The organism is Proteus sp. TSJ240517 (assembly GCF_047921575.1).
In the GTDB taxonomy this organism is placed as follows: domain Bacteria; phylum Pseudomonadota; class Gammaproteobacteria; order Enterobacterales; family Enterobacteriaceae; genus Proteus.
Window position 1 is genome coordinate 1 of sequence record NZ_JBLRMH010000001.1, and the last position, 24,308, is coordinate 24,308.

Annotated in this window: 27 protein-coding genes and 2 pseudogenes; 20 read left to right on the forward strand and 9 right to left on the reverse strand. The window is 31.7% G+C overall.

What is annotated here, in order from left to right; all coding sequences use genetic code 11:
- The 7 genes and pseudogenes from ACNARN_RS00005 to ACNARN_RS00035 form a co-directional block, all read left to right on the forward strand.
- A partial coding sequence (locus ACNARN_RS00005; protein WP_416303984.1) for a phage tail tip fiber protein occupies positions 1-1,009 on the forward strand: 1,009 nt, incomplete at its 5' end.
- A 3-nt stretch (positions 1,010-1,012) separates the two neighbouring features.
- Positions 1,013-1,264, forward strand: coding sequence for a hypothetical protein (locus ACNARN_RS00010; RefSeq protein WP_004242498.1), 252 nt, complete (start codon positions 1,013-1,015; stop codon positions 1,262-1,264).
- A complete protein-coding gene (locus tag ACNARN_RS00015) occupies positions 1,249-1,512 on the forward strand; it encodes a hypothetical protein (protein ID WP_004242500.1) in 264 nt (87 codons plus the stop codon). Before ACNARN_RS00010 ends, ACNARN_RS00015 begins: the two co-directional genes overlap by 16 nt.
- Positions 1,509-2,150, forward strand: a complete 642-nt coding sequence (locus ACNARN_RS00020; protein WP_416303985.1) for a hypothetical protein — start codon at positions 1,509-1,511, stop codon at positions 2,148-2,150. Before ACNARN_RS00015 ends, ACNARN_RS00020 begins: the two co-directional genes overlap by 4 nt.
- Before the next feature lie 385 nt (positions 2,151-2,535).
- The gene (locus ACNARN_RS00025) at positions 2,536-6,165 is read left to right on the forward strand and encodes a hypothetical protein (protein WP_416303986.1); all 3,630 of its coding nucleotides are present in this window, start codon (positions 2,536-2,538) and stop codon (positions 6,163-6,165) included.
- Between the two features lie 412 nt (positions 6,166-6,577).
- Positions 6,578-7,504 carry a hypothetical protein gene (locus ACNARN_RS00030; protein ID WP_416303987.1) on the forward strand — a complete coding sequence of 309 codons (927 nt, stop codon included), beginning with the start codon at positions 6,578-6,580 and terminating at the stop codon, positions 7,502-7,504.
- 553 nt (positions 7,505-8,057) lie between these two features.
- Positions 8,058-8,225: pseudogene (locus ACNARN_RS00035) on the forward strand (NADP-dependent isocitrate dehydrogenase); the annotation flags it as partial.
- Positions 8,226-8,335: 110 nt separating this feature from the next.
- On the opposite strand, the pseudogene ACNARN_RS00040 reads toward ACNARN_RS00035, so the two are convergent.
- The 3 genes and pseudogenes from ACNARN_RS00040 to ACNARN_RS00050 form a co-directional block, all read right to left on the reverse strand.
- A pseudogene (locus ACNARN_RS00040) lies at positions 8,336-8,558 on the reverse strand (integrase); the annotation flags it as partial.
- Positions 8,559-9,200 carry an IbrB-like domain-containing protein gene (locus ACNARN_RS00045; protein WP_198619666.1) on the reverse strand — a complete coding sequence of 214 codons (642 nt, stop codon included), beginning with the start codon at positions 9,198-9,200 and terminating at the stop codon, positions 8,559-8,561.
- 12 nt (positions 9,201-9,212) lie between these two features.
- Entirely contained in the window at positions 9,213-10,439 is a 1,227-nt protein-coding gene (locus ACNARN_RS00050; RefSeq protein ID WP_416303988.1) for a phosphoadenosine phosphosulfate reductase, read from the reverse strand.
- Positions 10,440-10,743: 304 nt separating this feature from the next.
- Between ACNARN_RS00050 and ACNARN_RS00055 the strand changes: the two genes are divergently transcribed.
- The 4 genes from ACNARN_RS00055 (at position 10,744) to ACNARN_RS00070 (ending at position 13,146) form a co-directional block, all read left to right on the forward strand.
- Positions 10,744-11,403, forward strand: a complete 660-nt coding sequence (locus ACNARN_RS00055) for a class I SAM-dependent methyltransferase (protein ID WP_196533324.1) — start codon at positions 10,744-10,746, stop codon at positions 11,401-11,403.
- A gap of 62 nt (positions 11,404-11,465) precedes the next feature.
- The gene (locus ACNARN_RS00060; protein WP_416303989.1) at positions 11,466-11,861 is read left to right on the forward strand and encodes a subtilase family AB5 toxin binding subunit; all 396 of its coding nucleotides are present in this window, start codon (positions 11,466-11,468) and stop codon (positions 11,859-11,861) included.
- Positions 11,862-11,985: 124 nt separating this feature from the next.
- The gene (locus ACNARN_RS00065) at positions 11,986-12,321 is read left to right on the forward strand and encodes a c-type lysozyme inhibitor (protein ID WP_198625535.1); all 336 of its coding nucleotides are present in this window, start codon (positions 11,986-11,988) and stop codon (positions 12,319-12,321) included.
- 321 nt (positions 12,322-12,642) lie between these two features.
- Positions 12,643-13,146, forward strand: coding sequence for a hypothetical protein (locus ACNARN_RS00070; protein ID WP_198625536.1), 504 nt, complete (start codon positions 12,643-12,645; stop codon positions 13,144-13,146).
- A 77-nt stretch (positions 13,147-13,223) separates the two neighbouring features.
- On the opposite strand, the gene ACNARN_RS00075 is transcribed toward ACNARN_RS00070, so the two are convergent.
- Together ACNARN_RS00075 and ACNARN_RS00080 are read right to left on the reverse strand one after the other, a co-directional pair.
- Positions 13,224-15,203 carry an autotransporter outer membrane beta-barrel domain-containing protein gene (locus tag ACNARN_RS00075; RefSeq protein WP_416303990.1) on the reverse strand — a complete coding sequence of 660 codons (1,980 nt, stop codon included), beginning with the start codon at positions 15,201-15,203 and terminating at the stop codon, positions 13,224-13,226.
- A gap of 265 nt (positions 15,204-15,468) precedes the next feature.
- A complete protein-coding gene (locus ACNARN_RS00080; RefSeq protein WP_416303991.1) occupies positions 15,469-15,939 on the reverse strand; it encodes a hypothetical protein in 471 nt (156 codons plus the stop codon).
- Positions 15,940-16,209: 270 nt separating this feature from the next.
- Here ACNARN_RS00080 and ACNARN_RS00085 point away from each other — a divergent pair, with 270 nt between their 5' ends.
- From ACNARN_RS00085 to ACNARN_RS00095, 3 genes are all read left to right on the forward strand, one after another.
- Positions 16,210-16,365 carry a hypothetical protein gene (locus ACNARN_RS00085; protein ID WP_194952313.1) on the forward strand — a complete coding sequence of 52 codons (156 nt, stop codon included), beginning with the start codon at positions 16,210-16,212 and terminating at the stop codon, positions 16,363-16,365.
- A gap of 577 nt (positions 16,366-16,942) precedes the next feature.
- Positions 16,943-17,290: a hypothetical protein gene (locus ACNARN_RS00090; protein ID WP_198629801.1), complete on the forward strand. Its 348-nt coding sequence runs from the start codon at positions 16,943-16,945 to the stop codon at positions 17,288-17,290.
- Between the two features lie 233 nt (positions 17,291-17,523).
- Positions 17,524-17,745 carry a DUF465 domain-containing protein gene (locus ACNARN_RS00095; protein WP_109372547.1) on the forward strand — a complete coding sequence of 74 codons (222 nt, stop codon included), beginning with the start codon at positions 17,524-17,526 and terminating at the stop codon, positions 17,743-17,745.
- A gap of 205 nt (positions 17,746-17,950) precedes the next feature.
- Here ACNARN_RS00095 and ACNARN_RS00100 read toward each other — a convergent pair whose 3' ends face one another.
- From ACNARN_RS00100 to ACNARN_RS00110, 3 genes are all read right to left on the reverse strand, one after another.
- On the reverse strand, positions 17,951-18,217 hold the full coding sequence (locus ACNARN_RS00100; protein WP_198625540.1) for a putative Se/S carrier-like protein: 267 nt from the start codon (positions 18,215-18,217) through the stop codon (positions 17,951-17,953).
- The gene (gene yedE / locus ACNARN_RS00105; RefSeq protein WP_416303992.1) at positions 18,192-19,277 is read right to left on the reverse strand and encodes a YedE family putative selenium transporter; all 1,086 of its coding nucleotides are present in this window, start codon (positions 19,275-19,277) and stop codon (positions 18,192-18,194) included. Before yedE ends, ACNARN_RS00100 begins: the two co-directional genes overlap by 26 nt.
- Positions 19,278-19,523: 246 nt before the next feature.
- Positions 19,524-19,769, reverse strand: coding sequence for a hypothetical protein (locus tag ACNARN_RS00110; RefSeq protein WP_416303993.1), 246 nt, complete (start codon positions 19,767-19,769; stop codon positions 19,524-19,526).
- 201 nt (positions 19,770-19,970) lie between these two features.
- Between ACNARN_RS00110 and ACNARN_RS00115 the strand changes: the two genes are divergently transcribed.
- The 4 genes from ACNARN_RS00115 (at position 19,971) to ACNARN_RS00130 (ending at position 21,984) form a co-directional block, all read left to right on the forward strand.
- The gene (locus tag ACNARN_RS00115) at positions 19,971-20,252 is read left to right on the forward strand and encodes a DUF5339 domain-containing protein (protein WP_196533314.1); all 282 of its coding nucleotides are present in this window, start codon (positions 19,971-19,973) and stop codon (positions 20,250-20,252) included.
- A 213-nt stretch (positions 20,253-20,465) separates the two neighbouring features.
- Entirely contained in the window at positions 20,466-20,999 is a 534-nt protein-coding gene (locus ACNARN_RS00120) for a dihydrofolate reductase family protein (RefSeq protein WP_416303994.1), read from the forward strand.
- Positions 21,000-21,194: 195 nt separating this feature from the next.
- Positions 21,195-21,698, forward strand: coding sequence for a hypothetical protein (locus ACNARN_RS00125; protein WP_416303995.1), 504 nt, complete (start codon positions 21,195-21,197; stop codon positions 21,696-21,698).
- 43 nt (positions 21,699-21,741) lie between these two features.
- Positions 21,742-21,984, forward strand: a complete 243-nt coding sequence (locus ACNARN_RS00130; RefSeq protein ID WP_416303996.1) for a hypothetical protein — start codon at positions 21,742-21,744, stop codon at positions 21,982-21,984.
- Positions 21,985-22,131: 147 nt separating this feature from the next.
- On the opposite strand, the gene ACNARN_RS00135 is transcribed toward ACNARN_RS00130, so the two are convergent.
- Complete coding sequence (locus ACNARN_RS00135; protein ID WP_198619655.1) at positions 22,132-22,887, reverse strand: hypothetical protein; 756 nt, start codon at positions 22,885-22,887, stop codon at positions 22,132-22,134.
- A 361-nt stretch (positions 22,888-23,248) separates the two neighbouring features.
- On the opposite strand from ACNARN_RS00135, the gene ACNARN_RS00140 reads away from it, so the two are divergent.
- Both ACNARN_RS00140 and map read left to right on the forward strand, forming a co-directional pair.
- A complete protein-coding gene (locus tag ACNARN_RS00140) occupies positions 23,249-23,446 on the forward strand; it encodes a ParD-like family protein (RefSeq protein ID WP_109372589.1) in 198 nt (65 codons plus the stop codon).
- A gap of 12 nt (positions 23,447-23,458) precedes the next feature.
- Positions 23,459-24,235, forward strand: a complete 777-nt coding sequence (gene map, locus ACNARN_RS00145; protein ID WP_100158067.1) for a type I methionyl aminopeptidase — start codon at positions 23,459-23,461, stop codon at positions 24,233-24,235.
- Positions 24,236-24,308: the final 73 nt, after the last annotated feature.

Below are 24,308 nucleotides of genomic sequence, written 5' to 3' on the forward strand. Positions count from 1 at the left end.
GACCTCTCGACGTTACGCGTTTAAGGTTTTTAGAACCTTAGGGCAATATTCAGACAATAAACCCAGCTATGCGACGCACAGCACCAAAGGCTTTGCCATGATTGTGGAATGGCAAGTGAGTGGTTCTGGATGGGGAACCCAGTCTGAAAACCGCATTATTGATAACTTTGATTGGAAATGGACAAATCAATCTCCTGTGATGGGGCCAGCTCAATTAATAAATGGTTCTGTGGAATTTATTTATTTGCGAGGAGGCGCTAAATACCAACTTACTAAGCATAAAAGTGTTAACCATCAAATTATCACCAGCACTTATACCAACAACAAGCAATCGGTGGCACCAAAGGGGTTTGTGGCGAATGAAGTACCTAAGTCCAGCGAACAGAAAGCCAATGCAACGGCGAATGCGGTAAACCAACTTGAAACTAAGGTAACTGAGGTTTCAGGCAAAGTTACCTCTACCGCCCAGCAAGTCACTCGCCTAGAAAGCCAAGTCGGAACAAGTTCAGCCAAAATCGAACAAACTTCGAAAGTGGTCACAGACATAAATGGCAAAATTTCGGCATCATGGACAATGAAAGTCCAACAAGATAGCAAAGGGAATAAAGTCATTACCGGCATTGGCTTAGGGTTTAATGCACAAGGAAATAGTCAATTTCTGGTTAATGCCCAAAACTTTGCAGTGATATCGTCATTAAACGGTAAAGTGGTGACACCGTTTGTGATCCAAAATGGACAAGCTTTTTTCAATGATGCGTTATTTAGTAAGGCAACCATTGATAAATTATCGGTAGGTAAAAAAATCACATCCACTAATTATTTAGCGGGTAAGAAAGGATTTAATATTGATGCCACAACAGGGAATGTTGAATTAAATGATGCAGTATTTCGTGGACGGTTAGATATTAACTCAGGAGGAACAAAAGGGCGGTTAGTGATCACGAATAATACTATTTATGTTTACGATGAAAACAATCAATTAGCGGCAAAAATAGGTTATTTAGGGTAGCGTATGAAGTTTATTGTTTTAATTACAGCATTATTATTGTCAGGGTGTACCTCTGGATATAAAAAAGTCGATTGCCAAGGTGTTTACCAAATAAAAACTTTTCACTATCAACAACCTGTATTGGTGAAGTTTGATAAAAAGAGAGAAACCATTAAAGGGCCTCTTTATCATGCTGTACCTCAATTAGGATTTAAATTCTTGGGAGGGTGGGTATCTCCTGATGCGGTAGAGGATTTCTCATGTCGTGGGGAATAGAGATATATGAAAAAGGAAAGCCAATAAAAATCACAGGGCGTTCGTTTATTTTTGACCAAATAGCGGTCACTCAAAATGGCAGTAAAACTTATAATAATATTCCTAAAGGGCGGTCATTGGCCGCCTATATTGTCGCTAGAAATCGAGGATCTTATTTCACTGTTAGAGTCGAGAATAATAAAATCTCGTGGAATTCTCTACGCGGTAGTCAATCGATTAATGGAATTATTATGGTACTAATTAAATGAGTAAATATGGTGCATTATTTTTTAATCAGGGCATTACCGAAGAATTAACACCTTATGAATCAGCCGTATTTTTAAAAAAGATAAAAACAAAACCCGGAATAATTAAAGTTATTGAAGGTAATAATAACGCTGTGCCACTTATTTTTATTCGAATTCTTAATTCCTCTAATCCATCATTAAGTGGATTATCTGAAGTAATTTATGAGAACAATGCGTGGTGTGTGAATTTAATCGATACTATTCAAGGCAATTCAGCAGAATATGAGCTCTATGTATTTGTGAAGTCTTCTTATCATATTTCACTTCATCCTCAAAAATGGGGAATTCAAATCTATCATAAAGGTGTTATTACACACGCTTCAAGTCAAAGACCGCTTAATTTATTAGAGGGAAATAACTTTGTGCTCACAGGAAATAATTGGAGTGGTGTGGATGTCGGTTTCCCCTGTGCAGTATTAATCACAACAATTGGGCATATTGGGATGATGGATTCGATGGGAGGAAAAACGATTAGAGTAACTCTTTGTGGACGAGGTAACCGTATTATCCCTCATTCCATGATAGTTTCAGGACAGATGTCAACAACCTCATTAGGAAAGCAGTATTTTTATATTGATGTGAGGGAGTATGGTGGGTGATAGAAGAGTTTAGTTAGTTTAGTTATTGAGTACGAAAGACCATTAGATAAAAGAATATATTTGTTTGTGATCTGCTTTGTTCTATTGTCTGCCAACCGATAAGATGGCTGCCTAAGTCGTAGCGATTCAGCACTGTTTTTAGCGGCGCTAGATTGCGAAGTCATGCTTTGCTGACTTGCCATTGTGCTCTTTACGAGCAAAGTTTTCAGGCATTGCCAGTGCTAACAGTAGCGTGAAGTCAGAGGGATAGGTGAAGAAAAACAAAGGGGCTTTGGTTAATCTTTAGCATTGTTTCTGCTATAGTAGGGCGAAATTTTATCTGTATGATTTTGTTTGATTAACTCTGAGAAGTAGCTCTCTCGGTGAAGATGGGGAAAGGATATCAATGAGTGATGATAGCTATAAATTTCAAAAGCTAACGCCGATCAACGATGTTGAGCTGGGTATATATAAAAATGCTATTGATTTTGTTTTTGCCAATGACGATCTAAAAAATATTGCAATATCAGGGCAATATAGCGCAGGGAAAAGTAGCCTTGTCGAATCCTATAAGAAAAGTCATTCGAATATAAAATTTGTTCATATCTCACTTGCTCATTTCAGAGCGATGGAGGAAACTGAAACTAATGAACTAGGTAAAGATATAAATGAAATCGCGTTAGAAGGTAAAATTCTTAACCAATTAATTCACCAGATTAATGCTGATGATATTCCCCAGACGCATTTTAAAGTAAAGAAAAAAATCAGAACAAGCAGCGTTGTGATAAATACCATCTTCACGGTGTTATTGATCGCCACGGTACTACACATCACTCTATTTAATAAGTGGGAGAAATATGTTTCACTTTTATCTGATGGTAATTTAAAGACACTACTTACATTGTCAACTAAATACGATACGCTTTTAATTAGTGGATTTATATGTACTATCCTATCTTGTGTTTTTATTTACAAGTTAATAAAAACCCAAAAGAATCGTAATGTTCTTAAGAAAATAAATTTACAGGGCAATGAAATAGAGATTTTTGAAGAAAGTAAAGAGTCTTATTTTGATAGGTATTTAAATGAAGTATTGTACCTTTTCGAGAACGTTGATGCTGATGCCATTATTTTTGAAGACATGGATCGTTTTAATAGTAATAACATCTTTGAACGTCTTCATGAGGTGAATAGACTGGTTAATATTCAACGGAACATAGCAGGGAACAAGAAATCGACGTTACGTTTTATTTACTTACTTCGTGATGACATCTTCATTTCGAAGGATAGAACGAAATTCTTTGATTATATCATTCCAGTTATTCCTGTTGTTGATAGTTCTAACTCTTATGATCAGTTTATCTCACATTTTGATGATGGGGGTATTCTCAAGTTGTTCAATGAACGATTTCTACAAGGGATGTCGCTATATATTGATGACATGAGAATATTGAAGAATATTTATAATGAATTTCAAATTTATTATAATAAATTAAATACGACAGAACTTGACTGTAATAAAATGTTGGCCATTATTGCCTATAAAAATATCTTTCCACGAGATTTTAGTGAGTTGCAACTTAATCAAGGTATGGTTTTTGCCTTATTTAGTGAAAAGGACAATCTTATTATAAGAGAAATAAAAGAAATAGAAAAAGATATTAGTGATAGAAAAAAAGAGATTGAGGTAATCAATGATGAAATACTCAATTCTAGTCAGGAGGTTGATACTATATATGATAAGGAACTGTCTAAATATAAGAACTCTTACTATCATCAGGCTGAGAAAGCTGATATAGAAAAGAGAAGGGCGGCTAGAAAAGAAAGTGTTGAAAATAAAATCAATGGAAAAATAGAAGAAATCAATGAGATTATATCAAGGTCAAGAGAGAGTTTGGTTTATTCTAGGAATAAAAAACTTAAAGAAATAATAACAAGAGAAAACATTGATGAAATATTTAAGCTCACCTATATCAATGAAATTGGAGAAAAAAGAGATTTTAATGAAATAAAAAGTAGTGAGTATTTTGACTTGCTTAAATACCTTATACGTGATGGCTATATTGATGAAACCTATGCCGACTATATGACCTATTTTTATGAAAATAGCCTGAGTCGAGTTGATAAAATGTTTTTACGCAGCATTACCGATCAAAAAGGCAAAGAGTTCACTTATCAACTCAAGAACCCCAAGCTGGTAGTTGCCCGCCTTCGAGAAGTTGATTTTGAACAGGAAGAGGCGCTTAATTTTGATCTATTAGCTTATCTGCTTCAAACGCCAGCCCAAGTAAACTTAATAAAACGTTTATTCAAACAACTAAGAAAAGATAGAAGAGTTGAGTTTATTCGCGGCTACTTTGAAACTGAGAGGGCTCAGCCAGGCTTCATTAATCGATTAAATACACAGTGGCCTGAGTTCTTTTCTTATGCGCTGACAGAGAGTGAATTTTCTGCTGATTGGGTTAGATGCTACTCTATAGGCACATTTTATTATTCTGCCAGTAACGACATTGAGGCCATTAACATTGATAATTGTTTGACTGATTACCTCTCGAATTCGGCGGATTATTTAGCAATATCAGAGCCGAAGGTTGACAAGTTAATTAGTGGTTTTAATTTGCTTAACGTCTCTTTTGTCAGTATTAATTTTGAAAACGCAAATAAAGTACTCTTTGATGCGGTTTATCAGCATTCACTTTATGATATTAATTTTGCCAACCTGACCTTAATTCTGAGTAAGGTTTACACGCTTAACAGTGAAGATGATATTCGCCATAAGAACTATACACTAGTGATGTCACAGCCTGATTCTCCCTTGGCTAGTTATGTTAATAACCATATTAGTGACTATTTGGATATGGTTTTATCTAGTTGTGATGGTACAATCGCGGATGATGAAGTTATTGTTTTATCCGTTCTTAATAATGAGGAAATATCTGATGAACAAAAAGGCCATTATATAAACTCTTTGCAAACTTTCGTGACCTCGCTGAGTGAGGTTGAGAGCGAATCCTTATGGTCATCTTTGTTGGATAAAGATAGAGCAGTTTGCTCTGAGGAAAATATTGTCTCTTATTTTGAACATGTTGATGGACTGGATAACTCACTTATCGAATTTATCAATAGAGCTGATGTAGAGTTGAATTTTAATAATGTCAACATTGATGATGACCTTAAAGGTAAATTATTTAATTCGATTGTTATCTGTAATGATTTATCAAATGATAAATATGAAAAATTAATTTGTTCACTAAGTCTTATTTATAAAACCTCCTTTAGCGTTAGTAATATCTCGGGTGATAAGTTCAAAATATTAGTGGATAAAAATATTATTCGCATGAGTATTGCCCCACTTAATTTCATACGAGATAACTATTCGGAGCAACTTTCCTATTATATTGATAAGAATATCAGGGCATACGTTGAATTAATAACGATTGATAACTTTATTTTGGATGAGGCTATATCAATATTTTCTTGGCAAGTTGATGATGATTTGAAAGTTAAGCTACTCGAGTTTGTTAAAACACCGTTGGCTATTCATGGTAAGAATTACTCTCAGGTCGTTAATGACTATATTTTAGAAAATAATTTTAAACCAGATGAACTTCTAATCTTGACGTCATCTTATAAAACTTGGGGAACTTCTACTCAGTCACTCATCTTGAGTCGAGCAATACAGGATATATCAGCATTGATAGCAAGCCCTAATGATGTTTCTGAACCGTTACTAAAAAACCTGTTTGTCGCAGAGGGACTGAATATGCAGAATAAAATAGCACTGCTAATCGCTTTGTTGCTGGGTAAGGGTTTGAGTAAGACGACTTGCAAAGAGTATCTTGATCTGCTTGGTTTATCTGAGTTCAGTAAAATATTGGGGCGAGGCAAACCTAAAATTGAAGTTGATTCAACTAATCAAAGTTTATTAACAGCATTAAGAGATAACCACTTTTTCTCTGATTTTGAGGTGGATGATGAAAATTCCACTTATTATAAAATAACAAGGCGGCGTTCTATGTTTGGCTCAGATACATAGCATCATGTATTTTTCTACAGTTTGAGCACTTTTATAGTGCCCAATTTTTACGCTGAAACTTACGTAGCTAATCTGACCTTTTCCCAGTTGACGAGTACACCTAGGTGTTCGTGAAGCCCCCCAGTGTGTTGGGACAGATGCGAGCGTCTGCTCTTCGCTCATAGCAGACCTGACAGCGAAGAATTTTGTCTGTTCTGTGCCAGTATTATTTGATTGGCTTTCACAGGTCTCCATGGTTCTTCACTTGAAATTCACTCATTATGCTTAAGTGGTAAGCTAATGATTTAAAGTCATGAGGGTTAAATTGAGTATTTATCCCATAAAAGAAGGTAGAAATTGCTTATTCTAAACTTCTAATCAATTATAATTTTGAACCTATATAACAACAGCTCCCAAAGGAATAAATCATTTTATGAAGTTTAAAGAATTTAAAGCAATTAACAACATTCAACTTAAGCTGCTCAAGCATTTGAATATAATTCATGAGAAAAATTTAGTTTTTGTATTGGATAATTATCCTGACTATGATTTATCGGGATATGATAGTGCGCGAATTATGACTTATTTTTTTGAAAATGAAGTCGAAATGCCTTATGAATTTAGCAATGTAATATCAGTGGAAATTATTAATAATTTTATCATACATAGTGACAATATTTGCAAAATGAGAAAACAACATGATGCCCATGTATTTTCTGATGATCTAGAAGGACTTATAAATGAAATTTATGAGATCGATAATGATTGTTTGGATACTTATTCTATAGGTCTAAAGTTTTGTGACTTTGAATTAAGAACAACAAAAGTTGTCGGGATTAGCAATTCTACTAAAAAAATTCTTTTTTCTGGTTCGTTTAGTGGGGATTATTCGCATATCCAACCGCTTGATTGGAATATATATGTTGAATGTAAAGTTATGGGTACAAAAAGTCATTCAGAATATGGCAATTCATTTTATCGAGATTTAATGGCAGAAGCTTATAATTTAATGTCAATTAAAAACTTTAAGATTTCATATTTCTTAGCCTTTTCATCATTAGAAAGTTATATCAATGAAAAAATGAATACTAATGATACCAAAGATAGACTTAAAGATATCATGTCCCATATGATAAAAAATGCGGTAGGTGATGTAAATAAAAATGAAATTTACACTTCAATAATTTCTGGATATAAAAATTTTGAATCTAATAGAAACATAATTGCGCATGGTCGTGAATCTATTGTAGTTACACAGGAAGATGTTGATGAATTGATACTTTTTATATTACTGATAATTTGTATTGCAGAAGGGGATGGTAGTACGTTTAAGCTTTTAGCTTCGAGGATAACAAAATAACACATGGATATGCATTAATTTTAAATTCGTGAGAGTAAACGTAACTGATTAATATTTATAAACTAATTTAAGTCAGCTCGATTTTTACCCTTCAACCCAGAATTCAGCCTACAATACTATAAACGGTTGTTACGCTCACCTGAGCTGGTGACCTGCTCTCCGTTGACTCACACAGAATGCTGTTAGCTATGTTTACAGATCGCTCAAAGCTGACAATCAGTTTTGAGCTATTACATAATAAATTTTTTTGTTTTTAAAATATTCACTACATTAGTATAGTGAAGAATTTTTAATTTAAATAAATTTTCCTAATTTGTTTCTAATATGAATTATTATAACTAAAGCATTATTTTCTATTATTTAATATAAATAATAGGTTTTAATACTTGATATCAAGCCTGATAATCACTCGAACATTTAAAATATCTTCCCCAAAACCACCCCAATCAAAACTAAAAATCAACCAGTTACATACAAATCAAGATCACATAAAAAATAAATTATCTCCTCAATAATTATAATTTATTTAATAAGTTACTTAATTATTATGGGTATAATGCTACGCCATATGGGTTGGACAGAAGCGGCTGACTTAATCATTAAAGGTATGGAAGGCGCGATTGCTGCTAAGACCGTCACTTATGGTTTCGAACGTCAGCTAGAAGGCGCTAAACTGCTGAAATATAGCGAGTTTGGTGACGCGATTATCAAACATATGTAATTGTTGATTTGATAAATAGTTAACGGGAGCTTATTAGTTCCCGTTTATTTTTTGTACTATAAAATTCTTCCCCAAAATATCCCCAAAACTCTTCAATTAAACAGCAATAATTACCACACTTTGCCTCTATTATCGTGATATTTAGCGGTCATATTTTGTGTTTTATGCCTCAATAATTTTTGTGTATTAATTCCTTGCTCACGATAAAGTCGCTCGGATAAAGATCGTTGTTCATGGAAAGTAGGGGCAGTGCTTTTTCCCCCAAGTTAACCCACATTTATCTCTCGCTTTTTTAAACGTTGTGGTTAACGTATTTAGGGTGACTTGTTCGCCTTATTTTACTGTCCAAGCTTCTGAGAAATTGTGTTTTGAAAATAATTCTGCTAACCCACAGATTTGTTTTAAGCGTAATACTTCATCTTGTGACATACCTAGTTCATCACCAATTTGTTTATCGCTCCATCCCAATCTGGATAGATCTCTAACTATATCTGACATAGCTGCGACTTGATGTTGTCCTCTTGCTCGATTATGACGAATAGTGGTTGCTATTTGATCTGATATTGTGTTGTTTTTAACATCAAGGATGGTGACTGGTAAATAATTATTAATTCGTTTTTTTAAGGCGGTTTCTTTACTTAATAAATAACGATGATAGCCATCAACGATTTGCCACTGCAATTGTTTAGTTTTATTTTGTTGTGCAGATAATACTACAACGGGTTGAGTATAACCGTCTTTTATCAATGAGGTTTTGAGTAATCTCTTTTCTGTAGGAGACATAACATTAGGGTTGTAGTCATTTGCTACGACTTGATTTTGTTTTATCCAAAGAACACAATCTATGGGTTCATTTTTGAACGGACTAATTTGATGAAGAAATAATTTGATTTTGTTGATAGCTTCGATTTTTTGCTCATCATTTAGTTTTAGCAGATAATCTTTTAGCGAAGAAAACACTGTTTCAATAGTCATATTCACCTCTTATTAAATCAACTGCCAATTTTTACGTTTTTCCTGTATCCGCTTGCAATATCGGTCATAACAGTGTGATTTGGTAGGACTAAATGCTAATGTTCTACACCAAAAATCATTACGTAAAATAGTTTTACAGATCCGTCGCCAAGACGGAATTTGTTTACTGCTAGTATCACCCTCTTGTTCATCTGGTATTCCATTTGGATAATCTCGCTCAGTATACCAATGAAGATAAACTGCGATTTTATTTCGGTAATGTTCGGCTGTTTGTTCTGGTACGCTCGCTAGTAAAAAGTGGGCGTAAGATTTCCATGTATGATGGGCGGGTTTGCTGATTTTACGTTGTCCAAAAAAACCTGATTTATTACGAGGCTGGGTGTATAACATACCCGCATCAGCACCACTCACTCGTTCACAGGCTAGACTCCACGTCTCAGGTTCTAAAACATGATATAACCATAGCCCTTTGCGTTGTTCAGGGCCAAATGGCTCACAAATGCGCATTTGACTTAAACTAACCCCAGCTTGGTGCATTAGACTATAAATAGAATTATAGGGTAGGTTAAAACGTGAAATGTATGTCCAAATATCTTTTACATGCCAGTCATAAATAGGATAGGCCATATAATAAAAACCTTCGGGTGATGCCGTTGTCCATGGGATATCGTCGGCATAACGTAGTTTTTGGTTGTTATTGATAGCAATAAAGCGATTTAATGATTCATCCGTCCTGATCCCTAATAAAATAACTGAACTACGATGATTTCCTGTGATCCACTGATTAAATGCAGGTGTGAAGTCTTCAAAAATCATATTCAGATGATAAAAAGGGAAAAAGTCTGGATCAGTGATTGCGTATTCTGGAGGTTGCCTTACCCATTTTTTTTCTGGTTCCCAAGCCGTCCAAGTTGGTTCATATTGTGAGATCCCGCTTTCCGTCGTTATAGGTAATGCAATCCAGTAAAATCGCTCCGTACAGTCTTCATACAAAGATTTCATTTTTGCAACATGGCTAATGGTTGCGGAGTATTGCACTTCCCAGTCAAGAAACATGACATTGAATTTTCGATGTCGTTTTCTTGCTTCAGCAGCAACAAGATGAAAAAGAACAGTAGAATCTTTACCTCCAGAAAAGGAGAGAGAGATTTGTTCAAAAGTATCAAATAACCATTCAATTCGCGTTTGAGTAGCATCTAACACATTTATTCCAAGAGGAATTTTGTGCTTGCAAGACATAACTATCACCAGAATAAGTTAGTTAATAGTATTATTACTTAATCATATTTAGATTATAAAGGTAAGTTATGGTTGCTAGTTGTTACTGAGATTTACTTGAAAAAATAGGATAATAAATCATATCTCATTGTTATTATTGATAGTCTCTAGTAATGAAAAAAATTTTTATAATTAAGAGAAATAAAGTAAGTGACTTAGTGAGTAGATAATGTTTTAAAAATATTTCCTGATTTATTATTCGGTATTTTCAACTATTCATACAATAAATAAAAAATAAAATAGTCATTTTATGATAGGGTATTGTATGACATTAAGTACACATGATGGAGTCAAAGTATATACACCAGTGTCATTGAAGCTATATGATTGGTGGGTGCTTAATATTTCTAATAGCTATGCATGGCACTGTGATACGAATAAATATCTAATTCCACATTTTAAAAATCATCTCGGTGAGCGCCATATGGATATTGGTGTTGGAACGGGCTTTTATTTAAAAAAATCATTAAATTATATAAAAGAAATCTCATTGACTGATCTTAATTTGCACAGTCTGGAACATACTAAAAAGTATATACCTGATGATAAATTAATAAATTGCCTTCAGCATGATGTTTTTCAGCCTTTTTCTAATAAATTAAATGCATCTTATAATTCTATCTCATTGTTTTATTTACTACATTGTTTACCAGGAACGATGGATGATAAGAAAAAAGCGATAGAAAATATAAGTTATTTACTGACAGAAAAAGGGGTTTTATATGGCACAACGATTTTAGGGCAGGGAGTCAAACATAATTTTTTTGGTAAAAAATTAATGTCTATTTACAACAAAAAAGGTATTTTTTGCAATTATTCTGATTCGGTGGACTCTTTGGAAGAAATGCTTTCTTCTTTATTTCATGACATCTCTATTCATGTACAAGGTACTGTCGCTTTGTTCACCGCGAAGAATAAAAAATAATAAGAAATATTATTCTGGATTAGAGACCTTTTATCTTTATTTTCTTAAGGAATGGTATGTTAATGCGTAGCCTATTTTTTACCTTTTTATTATTAACACCAGCGGCATTTGCCACAGATACATTAAGTCATAATATTGAATATTATTCTAATGTTACGTTAACGGATTTTAATTCGGGAAAAATTGAAGATGGTCGGTATTTTTGTGTTAAGGCCATGAATCATGGCGGTGAATTTATCGCCTGTGCAGTATCTAACAAGTCAGGTTGGGCCTCTTCTTATGATCACTTTTTTCAGCAAGCACATTATTACTACACAACAGGTAAAAGCTTTAGGTTATATGTTCAACCTAATGTTTGGACTCATCCCAAATTTACTCGAGTATATTCAAATAAAGCGATAGCAGGGTTCGCTAGTTGTCATAATAGTCGTTGTATGGGGCCAACAAAAGATAACTAATTGATTAATAGTAAATTTTATAAATTGGATAAATCCCATTAGAGTTTCAGATAGATTTTTTTAAATTAGTGAAGAGTAAAAGAATACTCTATAAACGCTAACTTAATGATATTTAGGAGACTATATGAAATTTTTATTTAAAAGTGTTTTTCTTGCAGTAGGTATTTTGTCTTCTAGTTTTGTTATGGCAGATAATACTGATGAGATAACCAAAATTTCTTATGTGTGCGAAAATAATAAAGTGATGGAAGTTATCTATGTAAATACAGCAAAAGATAGCTATGCGATCATTAATCAAATGGATGAAATGATCCCAATGAAAATCATGAAAATGGCTTCTGGTGCAAACTATGAGGCGATGAATAAAAATTATACTTATAAGCTTTATACTAAAGGTGATAATGCCGATTTAGTCGAAGGAAAAGATAAACCAGTGTTGAGTGGTTGCAAAGCTAGTTAATTACCACTATTTTTATTGAAAATCATTTAGCGCTCTTACTAGAGGTCACTTTGGTGACCTTTTTTTGTATATTTAGTTGATAAATTTGAAATTTGATACAAATAACAATTTTTAAGGAGGAAGAAGAAAATTATAATGGATTATAAAATAATCAAATAGCAATTTAAAATTATTATATATGATTAATGAAATATGATAAAAAAACCATTATACAGAAAGAAGAATACAACAACACGAATTTATCCTTGCGATCACCATATGGATATAATTCACTATATGAAAATATAATTATTTTCTTACAATAAATAGGTTAGGGGTGGTATGAAAAAATACTCATATTCTCAGTTATTTAGTTATGTATTTTCAATTTTATTTATTATAGCTGTATTTTTCTATTGGAAAATTGAAATTAAAGAGTATGTTATAGTTTCAAATGTATCGATTAAAATAGCATTAGGGTTCTCTTTTATTGCCTCGTTAGTATGCTTTTTCTTTATATATAAAAAACCAACTTTTAATAAGGAAATAAAAAATTTATTAATTTTTCCTTTAGCATTAATTATGATTATATTTATTATTGTATATTTCATACTTTCTAATATTGTTTATTTTACTAGCGGAGAAATAAGTAGCTATAAGTCTAGTTACTCATACGTAGAAGGAAGAAGATCATGTTCTGGTATAAAAATAAATGATGAAAGTGAAGGTGAAGTAAAGATTTGTGCTAAAATTGTTCACGGTAATATTTATGAAACGGGAAATGCAGAAGTTTTTAAGAAAACAAATGCAATAGGTTTTGAACTGATATCAGCAAAAACATACTAATATGAAACTGAAATAGAAAACCTCATAAGTTATGAGGTTTTTTATGTGTTAATTTTATAAAATGAAAAATAAAATAGTTAAAAACTCATTCTAAATCCTGCTGTTACATATATCGGAGTTTCTATTTTATTACCATTTTGATAGTTTATTTCAGTATAGAAAAGAGCATCATTACCTATATTAGTTGTTAAACCAACGCCGTACTTACCAGTATTCCCAGAATAACGACTATCAAATGATACGTTATTAATTTCTATTTCGTTATTTTTAATGAATTCACGAGATATTGCTGCTTTTATGTAAGGCTTAACATTGTGGTTTGCAATCAGTAAATTACTTTCTAATGTGGTTCCTAATTCACCTTTTAAGCTATCCGCATTGTGGATGTTTGCTTTCATACCATTATCTAATAAATAATGCGACTTACCAATATGAGAATAAAAGATCTGGCTGTATGGTGTCAGTGTTAATGCGTTTGAGAACGCAATAGGATAGCCTATTTCTGTTGACGTTGTAACCGCATTTTGATTGTAATTTCCTTTAACTCTTCTACCTTCATTCATATTAGTATTGATTTCATTATGAAGATGATTCATCTTAAATAAAGAGTCTACATAAAAACCAGAATGATTAATCCAAGTTAAATAAATACCACCACTATAGCTATTTATATCACCATTATTAATATTGTCAGATTTGATCTTACTCTTAGTGTAAGAAGTTATTAAACCAAATAGTAATTGGTTATTATTTATGGCTATCTTCTTATCTATACCAACTTGCATTCCATTTAAGTTTGAATTGAATTGACTATAACCTTTATCATTTAAATGAGAATTATCATTTAAATAGCGAACCCACACTCCGAGATCATTATTATTTTCACGCAAGAAGCCCATTCTTTGGCGTAAAGTACTCGTCTCAATACTCAATATATGCTGTGGTGCTGAGGCCATATTAATAACGGCTTGAGCACTATTGCTTAATATAGGTTGAGTAACATTAGGCTGTTTAGATGTATCAGGTTGTTTGGATGTATCAGGCTGTTTGGAGGTATCAGGCTGTTTAGAAGTATCCGGCTCGCCTGATTTTCCACCTACAAGATACCACTCTGTATGACCATCATTAGTTTTGCTATTTAGTTTATATTTCCAAACACCAACTTCAACATGACCCTCTTTATTTAATAAATTAAAATTAGCATCACCTCTATTTACATAAACTAATTGAGTATTTTTAGGATCAGAAATTTCTTCTCCGCTATCATTTATTTTTAATCCAAAATGCCCAGTAGCATGATCTGAAATATAAATATTATCGCTTAAACCATTGGCTAACCTGCTACTTAAAATAAAAGTACCTTCACCGGTGAGCGTTTTCAATTCAAGCCGATTAAATTGCATGCCAGAAATATAATGTTCCATTTCAAGTTGGCTACCAGATTGCATCTCTAGATTGTTAATATGAGTAATTAATTCTGGGCCTGGTTTTTCTGGTCTAGGAGCATCGCCATCATCACCATAATCTTCGTTCCATGAGGGTAAAATATATGTTTTACCTGCTAGTGTTAAGTTTTCTATAAAGATTTTAGTTGAAGGGACAGGATCATTTTTAGATACATCAGTAGATTCAGCATCAATGTTATCAATATATAATTCAGCATTTTTATCTATAAATAATTTGCCTATAGATGATGAACCTGCGCTCATATCAATATTACTTGTGCCTGTTACTATAGTATCTTTAATAGTAGGAATACCTATTTTTTTTGCATCATGAGCATACATGCTAATAGTAGCATTGTCTTTAACGATAGTACCTATCGCGAGACTATCACCATTCATTCTTAATATTGCCTCGTTTGAAAGAGTAATATTTTGTATTTCGTGGCTTTTATCTATATAAAGATTTGTTGTATCACTGTAAGTAGAATTAGAAGTAATTTCATTATTGGAGAGAATAACACCTTTATTTTCTTTTGCATAAACAGAACTGGCTAAGAAAGATAATACACTTATAGTAATAATATTCTTACTAAAATGTTTATTCAATAGCATAAAAAATGACCTTTTTATTTTTTATTGTGTGAAAAATAATTAATTTATGCTTAATGATTATGTTATTTGTTTTTTTTATCAATTTAAATAACCGTAAAAAAATTTATTTAGAATATAATCTTTCTTAAGGTGAATTCTATTAAAGAAAAATATAATTATTTGCTATATAGAATAATATATCTTAGATGGGTTATTTAGCTTATGGTGTTTTTTATTTAAAAAAGCACCATAAGCTAAATAAGAGAATATCATAATAGCCTAGCTATTATACTTTGGGGTTTCTGTATACTAAAATAGCAAAAAATAGAGCCCATAAGAAACTGATAACTTTAAACCATTTAGGATATTTTTTTTGTAGAGAAAACCAGCAAAAAATAAAGGGAGCAAAAAAAGTGGCAATTGCTAGGATAGCAAATTTTGTTTTATAAAATCTTTTTGCTTTAAATTTTTTTTTAACTCTTTTCTCAATTTCTTTGCCGTTTCTTTCTACTTCAGCTCTTTCATTATTCCATAATGGGTATTTATTATCTAACCAACGCGTTATCCCAAATAATGAGCTGGTAATTCTATTTTTTGCGTATTGACTTGTATCGCCAGAATATTTGATTTCTTGAATAATTTGAAAGAATGATACAGTAAGCTTAAGAAACTCATTGTCTAATTTCTCATAAGGCAGAGGCTTATCAGAGTTAGGGCTTTTACTTTTTTTCTCCGATCGTTCAAAACAACCAATCATTGTAGATACTTTATCAACGGTTTTATCTGCAAATTTATTAAATTCTCTTTTTTGAATTTCTTGCGGTGACTGTCCATCATCAGAAAGACTAATTTATCATAAATATATTAATGTTTTTTCTAAACTTAAACAACGAACTATATCGTAAATATCCTATCGATAATGTACTGCTAATCATCTTTAAATGATGATTTTGTAAAACAGTGTAAGTCAGACCGTTCTGTTACTGTTTTGTGCCAATATTTTCTCTTTTACAAATGGGGAATTATTATGTCTACAATGAAAACAGAAGTTATTGTTATTCGTTTAACAAAAAAAGAGCGTGCATTATTGGATTCAATAAAAACAGCACCACTACTTGCAGATTGGATGAAAGAATTAGCACTTTCTAAATTACAAGAGCAAGATATTTCATCTAATAAATAGTTACAAATGCCGGCAAAAATGGAATTGAGTCGGCATCCTTATTTTATTACTTATACAATAAAATTGAGTCGTAACAGTAATAATGGATTATAGTTTATGCCCATTAATTTTAAGATATAGGTATGGATATTAATAAAACTAAAAAAATATTTGAGTAAAGTTAAAGAGATGTAAAGCTAATTGTAATGAGAAAATGATATCAACAACCATTGCCAATAAAAAAGCCCAATGTGGCGGCATTGGGCTTAGTGACTCGAATAGATGGGTATAAAAAACTATTAGAGACCGATATAAATGTAGTGAATTTTCATTTTATAAATTAACAATAAATGCTTTTTTTTAAGTAAAAAGTGCTGTTATGCTTTACGTCGTCTAGTTTTAAAGCAAATTGATGTTTTTTCATTCTATTTAATTGTGTGGAGTTTCGTAGATCTACTCATTTTTATACTTTTGGCTATGTGAATAGAGGGAGCGATGTGCTCTTTTATCAATACTTGGTAGATAACGATAAGTTAATTATAATCAAAAACTTATAAACTCTTTTCTCGAGTGTTTTTTGTAAAATTAAAGATATAATATGAATAAAAACAATAGGTTATTAATTTCAGAACAACAGAACATAATGTGTGAAAGATATGGTGTTTTACCTCAAAAGCCAGAAGACATGGTAGCGATTGCTTTGGATAACCTAAATGGTAATCCTATTTACGGTACACGCATAAAACACTTAGAAGGTGGTACTATAAGTTGGTTTTTCTATTGTGAGGAATATTGTGCAAAGGACGACTTTTATCAACCATTGCATACAGAACATTTGAAAGAACTGCTACCTGAAGTAATAAATTATCTTTATCTACCAGAAGGATATAATTTTATTATTGATAGAGATGGATATGAAGATGTTTGGTTTGAAGAGATAAATTAATAAGTATTTATAATTTTTAGATTAAGTAGATTTACACTTTTATATGCTCTTACGTATTGAATTTTATAACTATGCAGAGAGTATATAATATAAAAATATTGAGCTATTTTAAGAATTAGAAATATTAATTGATGTTGGTCTTATTTTTAACATAAAGACAATGACAGATTAATCAGTTTGAGTAAATATTATAAGAGTATTTAATTCACTATTAATAAGGAAGGTAGCTATTTATGTTTCCAGAATATCGTGATTTAATTTCAAAACTTCGTCAGACTGACCCCCATTTTCGTGCTCTTTTTGAACAACATAACGAACTTGACCATAAAATTGTTAGATTAGAACATAAAGATAGAAGAGGATATGGTGAAGAGGTTGTTGAGCTCAAAAAACAAAAACTAAAACTGAAAGAGGAAATTCATCAGATCCTCAAAAACCCACCGGAAGAAGCGTGAGTAATAAAAAATAATTACTCTATAAATACATAAAGATGCAGAAACCATCCAACTAAAAAGGGATGGTTTTTCGTTTTTAGAAAGATAATTTATTTTTAATTAAAAAATTATATAAACCATATAGTTATATATATAAAGAAAAGGCTACTATTGTAGCCTTTTAACTGTCTAGGTTCTAAATATAATAACTTAGTTATGTACTATGCTAAAACTCATCTTTCCAAAGTACATCAAAATGGTTTGAATCTATTTTATAAACAGCTCTAACGTTATCATTAATATACTGTTTATAAATTTCATCGCCAGAAAAATAAATGGATATGGCTAACTCACATTCTGACGATATTTTTCGTGGAGCATCAATAATTTTTGCGGAAAAATTATCTTGTTGGAGTTGTTGCTGAAGTTTTTTTACAGCGTATTGCTCATGAAAAAGGAATAAATAGTTATGCGCCATTTTTACTAATTCCATTATCTTTTGCTTTATTTGCGACATAGGTATAAATAGCAGCAACAATGACAGCAAACAATAAACCAATAATAACAACTAGCTTACCATTATCGGTAACTCCAGCAGGGCTTGAGGCATAAGTGAAGTTATGAGCAAATGCTGCCCCCACTAACATACCCATGACGCTTACAGCTGCATCTGAGTTACCTTGACCCGCATTAGCTAGTTGTCGTAATGGGCAACCTGTAATGAGTACACCACATAAGCCTACAAGCGCCATAGAGAGCAAATTCCATAGACCATCGCTGTGGGCTATTGGTTGATTTTCAAAACCAAGATTAAACTTGCCTAAATAGAGATTACCCAAAAAAACAACGAGTGTTAATGCGATTACACCAAACGCCATATTGTAATTGCGCGATAAAAATACATGTTTGGCCATTCCAATAAAGCAGAATCTTGTGCGTTGAATAATAAAACCAATAATAAGCCCTGCGATGATAGACATCCACACTGGCGCATGACTTGCTCCAGGGCCTTTCACACTGGCATTAAATATATCACTATTCCATAAGAATAGTGCAAATAGGAATATACATATAATAGGTAAAATAAAACCTTCTATAGGAGATTGGTTATAATTTCTTGGTAGAGAAAATCCTTTTTTGACAAATAAACTACCTATGCCAATTCCTATTATTAATCCAACTAATCCTATAACAGCATTTAAATCACCAGCGCCGATACGAAGTACCATTCTTAATGGACAACCTAAAAAAACTAAGCAACCTACCATCATTAGAAGACCCAGTGTAAAACGAATAATAGGTGCAGAGCCTGCCTTTGATTGAAATTCTTTGAAGATAAGTGCGGCAATAAAAGAACCAAGAATAAAACCAAATATTTCTGGGCGAAGATATTGTACCGTTTCGGTGTGATGCAAGCCCATGCTTCCTGCGCTATCACGAATAAAGCACGCTACACAAACCCCCATATTAGGTGGATTTCCGTTAATACCAAGAAGTAACGCAAGAGTACCAATAATAAATCCAGATAGGATTAAAACCCATTTTATAGACATCAAATGCCTCCGTTGATGGGGGAAGCCCCCTGACTAATAGAACCTATTAAGTACGGAGCAACTATATATAAGAATAACGTATGATTCTTTTATATAGATCACGTCAAAATTAATAAACTAGATAAGATAATTTTTAGAATCTAAGAATGTTAATTTAATGAGCAATAAGTTAATTATTGTTTAAATAACTTATTTCCAATAATGAAGAGTATAAAATGATGTTTAGAAAAGGATTAATTTAACTATTTACTTCTTTTTCCTCTTTGTATATGCATCTGTAATTAAAGATGCAATTTTTTCATAATTATCCCATGTATTTTCAACATAATATGAAGAATATAACCCTTGGGCTAAAACACGCTCGAAATCTTCAAAATAGCTATTATTTTCTGATTCATAATAATATTGTGTAAATGCATATCCTTCATCACTCAAGTCATCACTAATAAACTTCTCGTCACAAACTTGGATAAGAAATGCAAGACCATCCATGTGTTAGCTGATACGGAAAATAATAAACTAAATTTAATTATCATATTTTGATTCCACTTATTATAATAATCATTATTAGATTAGGCTTTATTTTTTAATTAAGATAATACTTATCCCCATTTTATTATTCTTTGAGATAATACTGACTTAAAAGATAATGGAAGTAACTCTCTAACTGTTAACAATACTTAAAGGATATTTATGAAAAATTTTATTTTAGCTTTGGGTTTATTATCAATTTCTTCTATCGCTGTTTCTGCTGATTTATCTAAAACATGTGAAGACTATTTTAAAGAAACTGACTCTTATGTCGAATTAATGGCAAAAAATGATGCAACTAAAGCTCAAGCAGAAGCGATGAAAGCGCAATATACTCAAGCTAAAGAACAATTTGCAGCATTACCTAAAGATGTACAGGAAAGTACTTGTAAGCAAGCTTTAGATTCTTTAGAGCAAATGAAAAAAATGTCAGCAGGTCAATAAATTTTATTTTATTTCGATAAGCCTTATAATAATTAAAGTTATAAGGCTTTTTTTATGACTAAAAGATAAAAATATTTTTTATATCGCAATATCTTCTTATTAAATCTAATTTAAAATTAAAAAATAATTTATTTTCATTACTTCTATGTTTGTTTTCAATTTTATTTATTTAATGTTAATATCAAATGCCTTCTCTAAGAATGAGTATTGAAAATGAACATAGTGGTTTATATTGCAACAAGTTTAGATGGTTATATTGCTGATAAGCAAGGTAATATTGATTGGCTTACCAGTATTGAAAACCCTAAAAATTTAGACTTTGGTTTTTCTGACTTTCTTAGTGAAATAGATGTAATTATTATGGGAAGAACAACGTTTGAAACAATAATGGGTTTTGATATTGAGTGGCCCTATGTTCAGCCTGTTTTTGTATTAAGTAATACCATTAAAGAATTACCAAGCTCATTACCTAGTAATGTAAATATCTTATCAGGAAATGTTAATGAAATAATAAAAAGACTTAAAGATGATGGATATAATAGAGTGTATGTTGACGGTGGAAAAACAGTTCAAGGATTTATTAATGAAGGTTTTGTTGATGAACTTATAATAACTAGAATACCAATTTTATTGGGTGAGGGCATACCGTTATTTATTCCAAATGATAAAAAAATAGAATTTACTCATCATAAAACAGAAGTGTATTTAGATTCTTTTGTTAAATCACATTATAAAAAACATAATTAAATATCAATTATTAAATTTTGAGGGCACCTTATTGGTGTCCTTTCTTATTTCTATATGATAATAATTTAATATAGTTAGTTACCATGCATTTCTGTTGGATGTATTTTTGTTTATTCTTATTATTTTAGTTAAGTTATTTGTTTGCTCTGTATTTTTTATCAAGTTATAGCTTAAATAATTTTCTATCGTCGATTTATGAGCAGGTTTCTTTATTTTTATATAAATGGGAAAATTTATTTTGTTGATGAATCGATTTTATGGAATAATTATTTACTCCTATTTCTTATTGATATTCAATTTATGCATTATTTTTTATTGTTATTACTTTCTGTATTTGTAAGTTCTGGATGTACCAATAATAAAGTAACTCAGACTAAATTAATTGAAACATACACCGATAATTCCATTCCTGATAGTCACGCAGTTAATAATAACTTGGTTTTTATGTTAGGAAAGCAATCTCGTTTTGAAATGGAAGTTCAAGAAGAAAAACAAAGACTTGGACAAGTTTTTAAAGTTGGTTTAAATGAGAAAAAACCATCAATTAACGATCAGTATTTAAATAATAATTCAACATTAAAGCCTATTCAAAAAATAAGTTTTACTATGCCAGTTGCTGAGCCTATTTGGAATGAAAAAAAACAAACTGTTGAATTCAAATGGAAACAAAAGCCACATTATACTTTTGATGCCTATTAATATTTTAATATCAATTTAAAATTTAATTTTATATGGATAAATTATGCGCATAGCAATCACCTTATTATCTTTTCTATTATTGGGTTGTACTACTGATAACGTTACTTTTAGTACGGGTAATTCAGGGAGCCATAGAATAGGCAGTCCAGTATGTTCTACATTAGTTTGTGGTAAAAATGCTCGAACACCAGGAGAGCAAAAATCAATTAATGAGGCTGTTCATGAACAACAGCGGGCTATTATGCGAGGAGAAAAACCTGATTTGCAGATCATGGCTTCTTATTAGAATTTAACACGATTGAAATAGAGCTAGAAAAAGTGCACTAGCATTAAATGCTAATATAAATCTTAAGCCGCTTTATTTCATAGTTGCTCAAAAAAATAGCGTAATAATTTACGCTATTTTTAGCAGAAGAAATTTAATGGATAAAGATTAAGGGATACAAGGCTCTGGTGCATAGTTACTATTTGGAAAAGGATTTGGTAAATAGCTACATTTCTTCATCATTTGTTGTGAGCCTTCTTCTGATTCAAAAAGTGCAACACCAATTACCCCCATATTTCTTTTATCACCTTGAGCACTATAATTTACATATCCTTCATCAGGAGCGCCAAAGCGAAAAGCGGCAACTTGTTGCTGATTTTTTCTAAAACCTTCAACAAATAAAGTATCTCCAGGTCTTAATAAATAACCTCTATTTTGATAAGAGCCTGCTGTTCCACTAATGACATCTAATCCATCAACAGTAATAACAGCTTCATATATTATTTTATGGCTAGTGTTATGTAAGAAAATAATATAGCGCTCATTCTGTTTTCCATACAGTAAATATTGATTATTCTGTGTGTGATATAATGGCATTATCTTTCTGTATTCAGTCAAGATTGATATCTGTACTGGACTTTCACTAATACGCACAATTTTTGAATAAGAATTGGAAGGCGCTCCATTTTGATAAAATATAGATGTTGTTTGTGAAGGTGTTTGTGATAATCGATACGCTTCAACACTTTCAGTAACAGAAGATAAACTTTCTCCCCATTTTGTTGAAAGGGCTCTATTTTCAGTTTGCTCATTGGCAACACTTAAGCTAGTGGGATAGTTTCTCTCAATTGTTGTACAACCAGAGGTTAGTATTAAAATACTACTCAATAACGAAAGTGATGCGATTGTTTTGAATAGATTCATATTCTTGCTTTCCTTAGTATTTATGCGAGATTTGTTTCTAATTTTTATTAATATCAAATTAGCGTTTACTTTCTAATTTGTCTCTCAGCTAATTCTTAGGATAATCGTATTTAAGATAAACAGCTGTAATTTAGGATAATTTGAGACCAAATATTATTCATTTGTGGGTTGGTGTAATAAAGTAGATGAAAATAAAAAAATGATCTCATTATTTTGAGTTTTTATTTTCTCCTATTTCTCCTTATTTTTTTATTTAGGCATTTTATGCCTATGGCGGTATTGAATAGCAATTGAAAGAAGAAGAGTTTGATTCTATTATAGAACGTATATGTTTTATTATGATTTGTATATAAGGATTGGCGTGGGTATTGTAAAAATTTCTGATGAATTACATGAGTACTTGCGAAAAGCAAGTAATGTGATGTCACGCTCTGTTAATGCTCAGGCAGAGTTTTGGATAAAAATTGGCATTCAAGCAGAATTAAACCCAGATAAGACATTTCCAATGATTATCAATGAAATGCTGGAAAAAGAAGCCATCAAGCAAGACGTAGAATAAGAGGAAAGAAGAGTGGATAAAATAACGATTAAAACGGCTGATGAAATTGAATTAATGCGTGAGTCAGGGCGTTTATTGGCGAAAGTTTTTACAATGCTTGATGATTTTATTGTACCCGGTGTTTCTACACTAGAGATTAACGATAAAGTTGATGATTTTATTGTCAATGAACTTCAATCAAGACCAGCAAGTAAAGGTCAATATGGTTATGAGTATGTGCTAAATACATCTATCAATGAAGTTGTTTGTCATGGTGTACCAAAAGCAGATGAGCGCCTTAAAAGCAAAGATATTGTTAATGTTGATATCACACTAGAAAAAAATGGATTCATTGCTGACTCTAGTAAAATGTATATTATGCCAGAGGCATCTCCTATTGCGCGTAAATTAGCAAAAACAACGTATCAAGCAATGTGGGAAGGTATTAAGGAAGTAAAACCAGGTGCGACATTAGGCGATATTGGTCATGCTATTCAAAGCTTTGCACAAAGTCATGGATATAGTGTAGTGAGAGAATACTGTGGGCATGGAATAGGAAGAGAAATGCATGAAGCGCCACAGGTACTACATTATGGTATAAAAGGACAGGGCGTTGAATTAAAAGAAGGCATGACTTTTACGATTGAGCCAATGATAAATCAAGGCGGCGCTAAAATAAAAACTAAGAAAGATGGTTGGACTGTTGTAACAAGAGATAAAAAGTTATCTGCTCAATCAGAACATACTATTTTGGTAACAGCAACAGGGTATGAAGTACTCACTTTACGTCCAGAAGAAGTATTACCATAATTGCTACTCTTTTATATTTATAGCCATTTTAAGAGAAAATATTTTTATAATTTAAAAATAATTTAATTTTTAA

Bases quoted from the DNA above. Each gene is read 5' to 3' on its own strand.
- ACNARN_RS00015 (WP_004242500.1), top strand. From the start codon at position 1,249: ATGTCGTGGGGAATAGAGATATATGAAAAAGGAAAGCCAATAAAAATC.
- ACNARN_RS00130 (WP_416303996.1), top strand. From the start codon at position 21,742: ATGCGCATAGCAATCACCTTATTATCTTTTCTATTATTGGGTTGTACT.
- ACNARN_RS00055 (WP_196533324.1), top strand. From the start codon at position 10,744: ATGACATTAAGTACACATGATGGAGTCAAAGTATATACACCAGTGTCA.
- ACNARN_RS00095 (WP_109372547.1), top strand. From the start codon at position 17,524: ATGTTTCCAGAATATCGTGATTTAATTTCAAAACTTCGTCAGACTGAC.
- ACNARN_RS00100 (WP_198625540.1), bottom strand. From the start codon at position 18,217: ATGGAATTAGTAAAAATGGCGCATAACTATTTATTCCTTTTTCATGAG.
- ACNARN_RS00065 (WP_198625535.1), top strand. From the start codon at position 11,986: ATGAAATTTTTATTTAAAAGTGTTTTTCTTGCAGTAGGTATTTTGTCT.
- ACNARN_RS00125 (WP_416303995.1), top strand. From the start codon at position 21,195: ATGAGCAGGTTTCTTTATTTTTATATAAATGGGAAAATTTATTTTGTT.
- ACNARN_RS00010 (WP_004242498.1), top strand. From the start codon at position 1,013: ATGAAGTTTATTGTTTTAATTACAGCATTATTATTGTCAGGGTGTACC.
- ACNARN_RS00045 (WP_198619666.1), bottom strand. From the start codon at position 9,200: ATGACTATTGAAACAGTGTTTTCTTCGCTAAAAGATTATCTGCTAAAA.
- yedE (WP_416303992.1), bottom strand. From the start codon at position 19,277: ATGTCTATAAAATGGGTTTTAATCCTATCTGGATTTATTATTGGTACT.
- ACNARN_RS00025 (WP_416303986.1), top strand. From the start codon at position 2,536: ATGAGTGATGATAGCTATAAATTTCAAAAGCTAACGCCGATCAACGAT.
- ACNARN_RS00070 (WP_198625536.1), top strand. From the start codon at position 12,643: ATGAAAAAATACTCATATTCTCAGTTATTTAGTTATGTATTTTCAATT.
- ACNARN_RS00135 (WP_198619655.1), bottom strand. From the start codon at position 22,887: ATGAATCTATTCAAAACAATCGCATCACTTTCGTTATTGAGTAGTATT.
- ACNARN_RS00030 (WP_416303987.1), top strand. From the start codon at position 6,578: ATGAAGTTTAAAGAATTTAAAGCAATTAACAACATTCAACTTAAGCTG.
- ACNARN_RS00020 (WP_416303985.1), top strand. From the start codon at position 1,509: ATGAGTAAATATGGTGCATTATTTTTTAATCAGGGCATTACCGAAGAA.
- ACNARN_RS00050 (WP_416303988.1), bottom strand. From the start codon at position 10,439: ATGTCTTGCAAGCACAAAATTCCTCTTGGAATAAATGTGTTAGATGCT.
- ACNARN_RS00080 (WP_416303991.1), bottom strand. From the start codon at position 15,939: ATGATTGGTTGTTTTGAACGATCGGAGAAAAAAAGTAAAAGCCCTAAC.
- ACNARN_RS00120 (WP_416303994.1), top strand. From the start codon at position 20,466: ATGAACATAGTGGTTTATATTGCAACAAGTTTAGATGGTTATATTGCT.
- ACNARN_RS00115 (WP_196533314.1), top strand. From the start codon at position 19,971: ATGAAAAATTTTATTTTAGCTTTGGGTTTATTATCAATTTCTTCTATC.
- ACNARN_RS00075 (WP_416303990.1), bottom strand. From the start codon at position 15,203: ATGCTATTGAATAAACATTTTAGTAAGAATATTATTACTATAAGTGTA.
- ACNARN_RS00060 (WP_416303989.1), top strand. From the start codon at position 11,466: ATGCGTAGCCTATTTTTTACCTTTTTATTATTAACACCAGCGGCATTT.
- ACNARN_RS00085 (WP_194952313.1), top strand. From the start codon at position 16,210: ATGTCTACAATGAAAACAGAAGTTATTGTTATTCGTTTAACAAAAAAA.
- ACNARN_RS00110 (WP_416303993.1), bottom strand. From the start codon at position 19,769: ATGGATGGTCTTGCATTTCTTATCCAAGTTTGTGACGAGAAGTTTATT.
- ACNARN_RS00090 (WP_198629801.1), top strand. From the start codon at position 16,943: ATGAATAAAAACAATAGGTTATTAATTTCAGAACAACAGAACATAATG.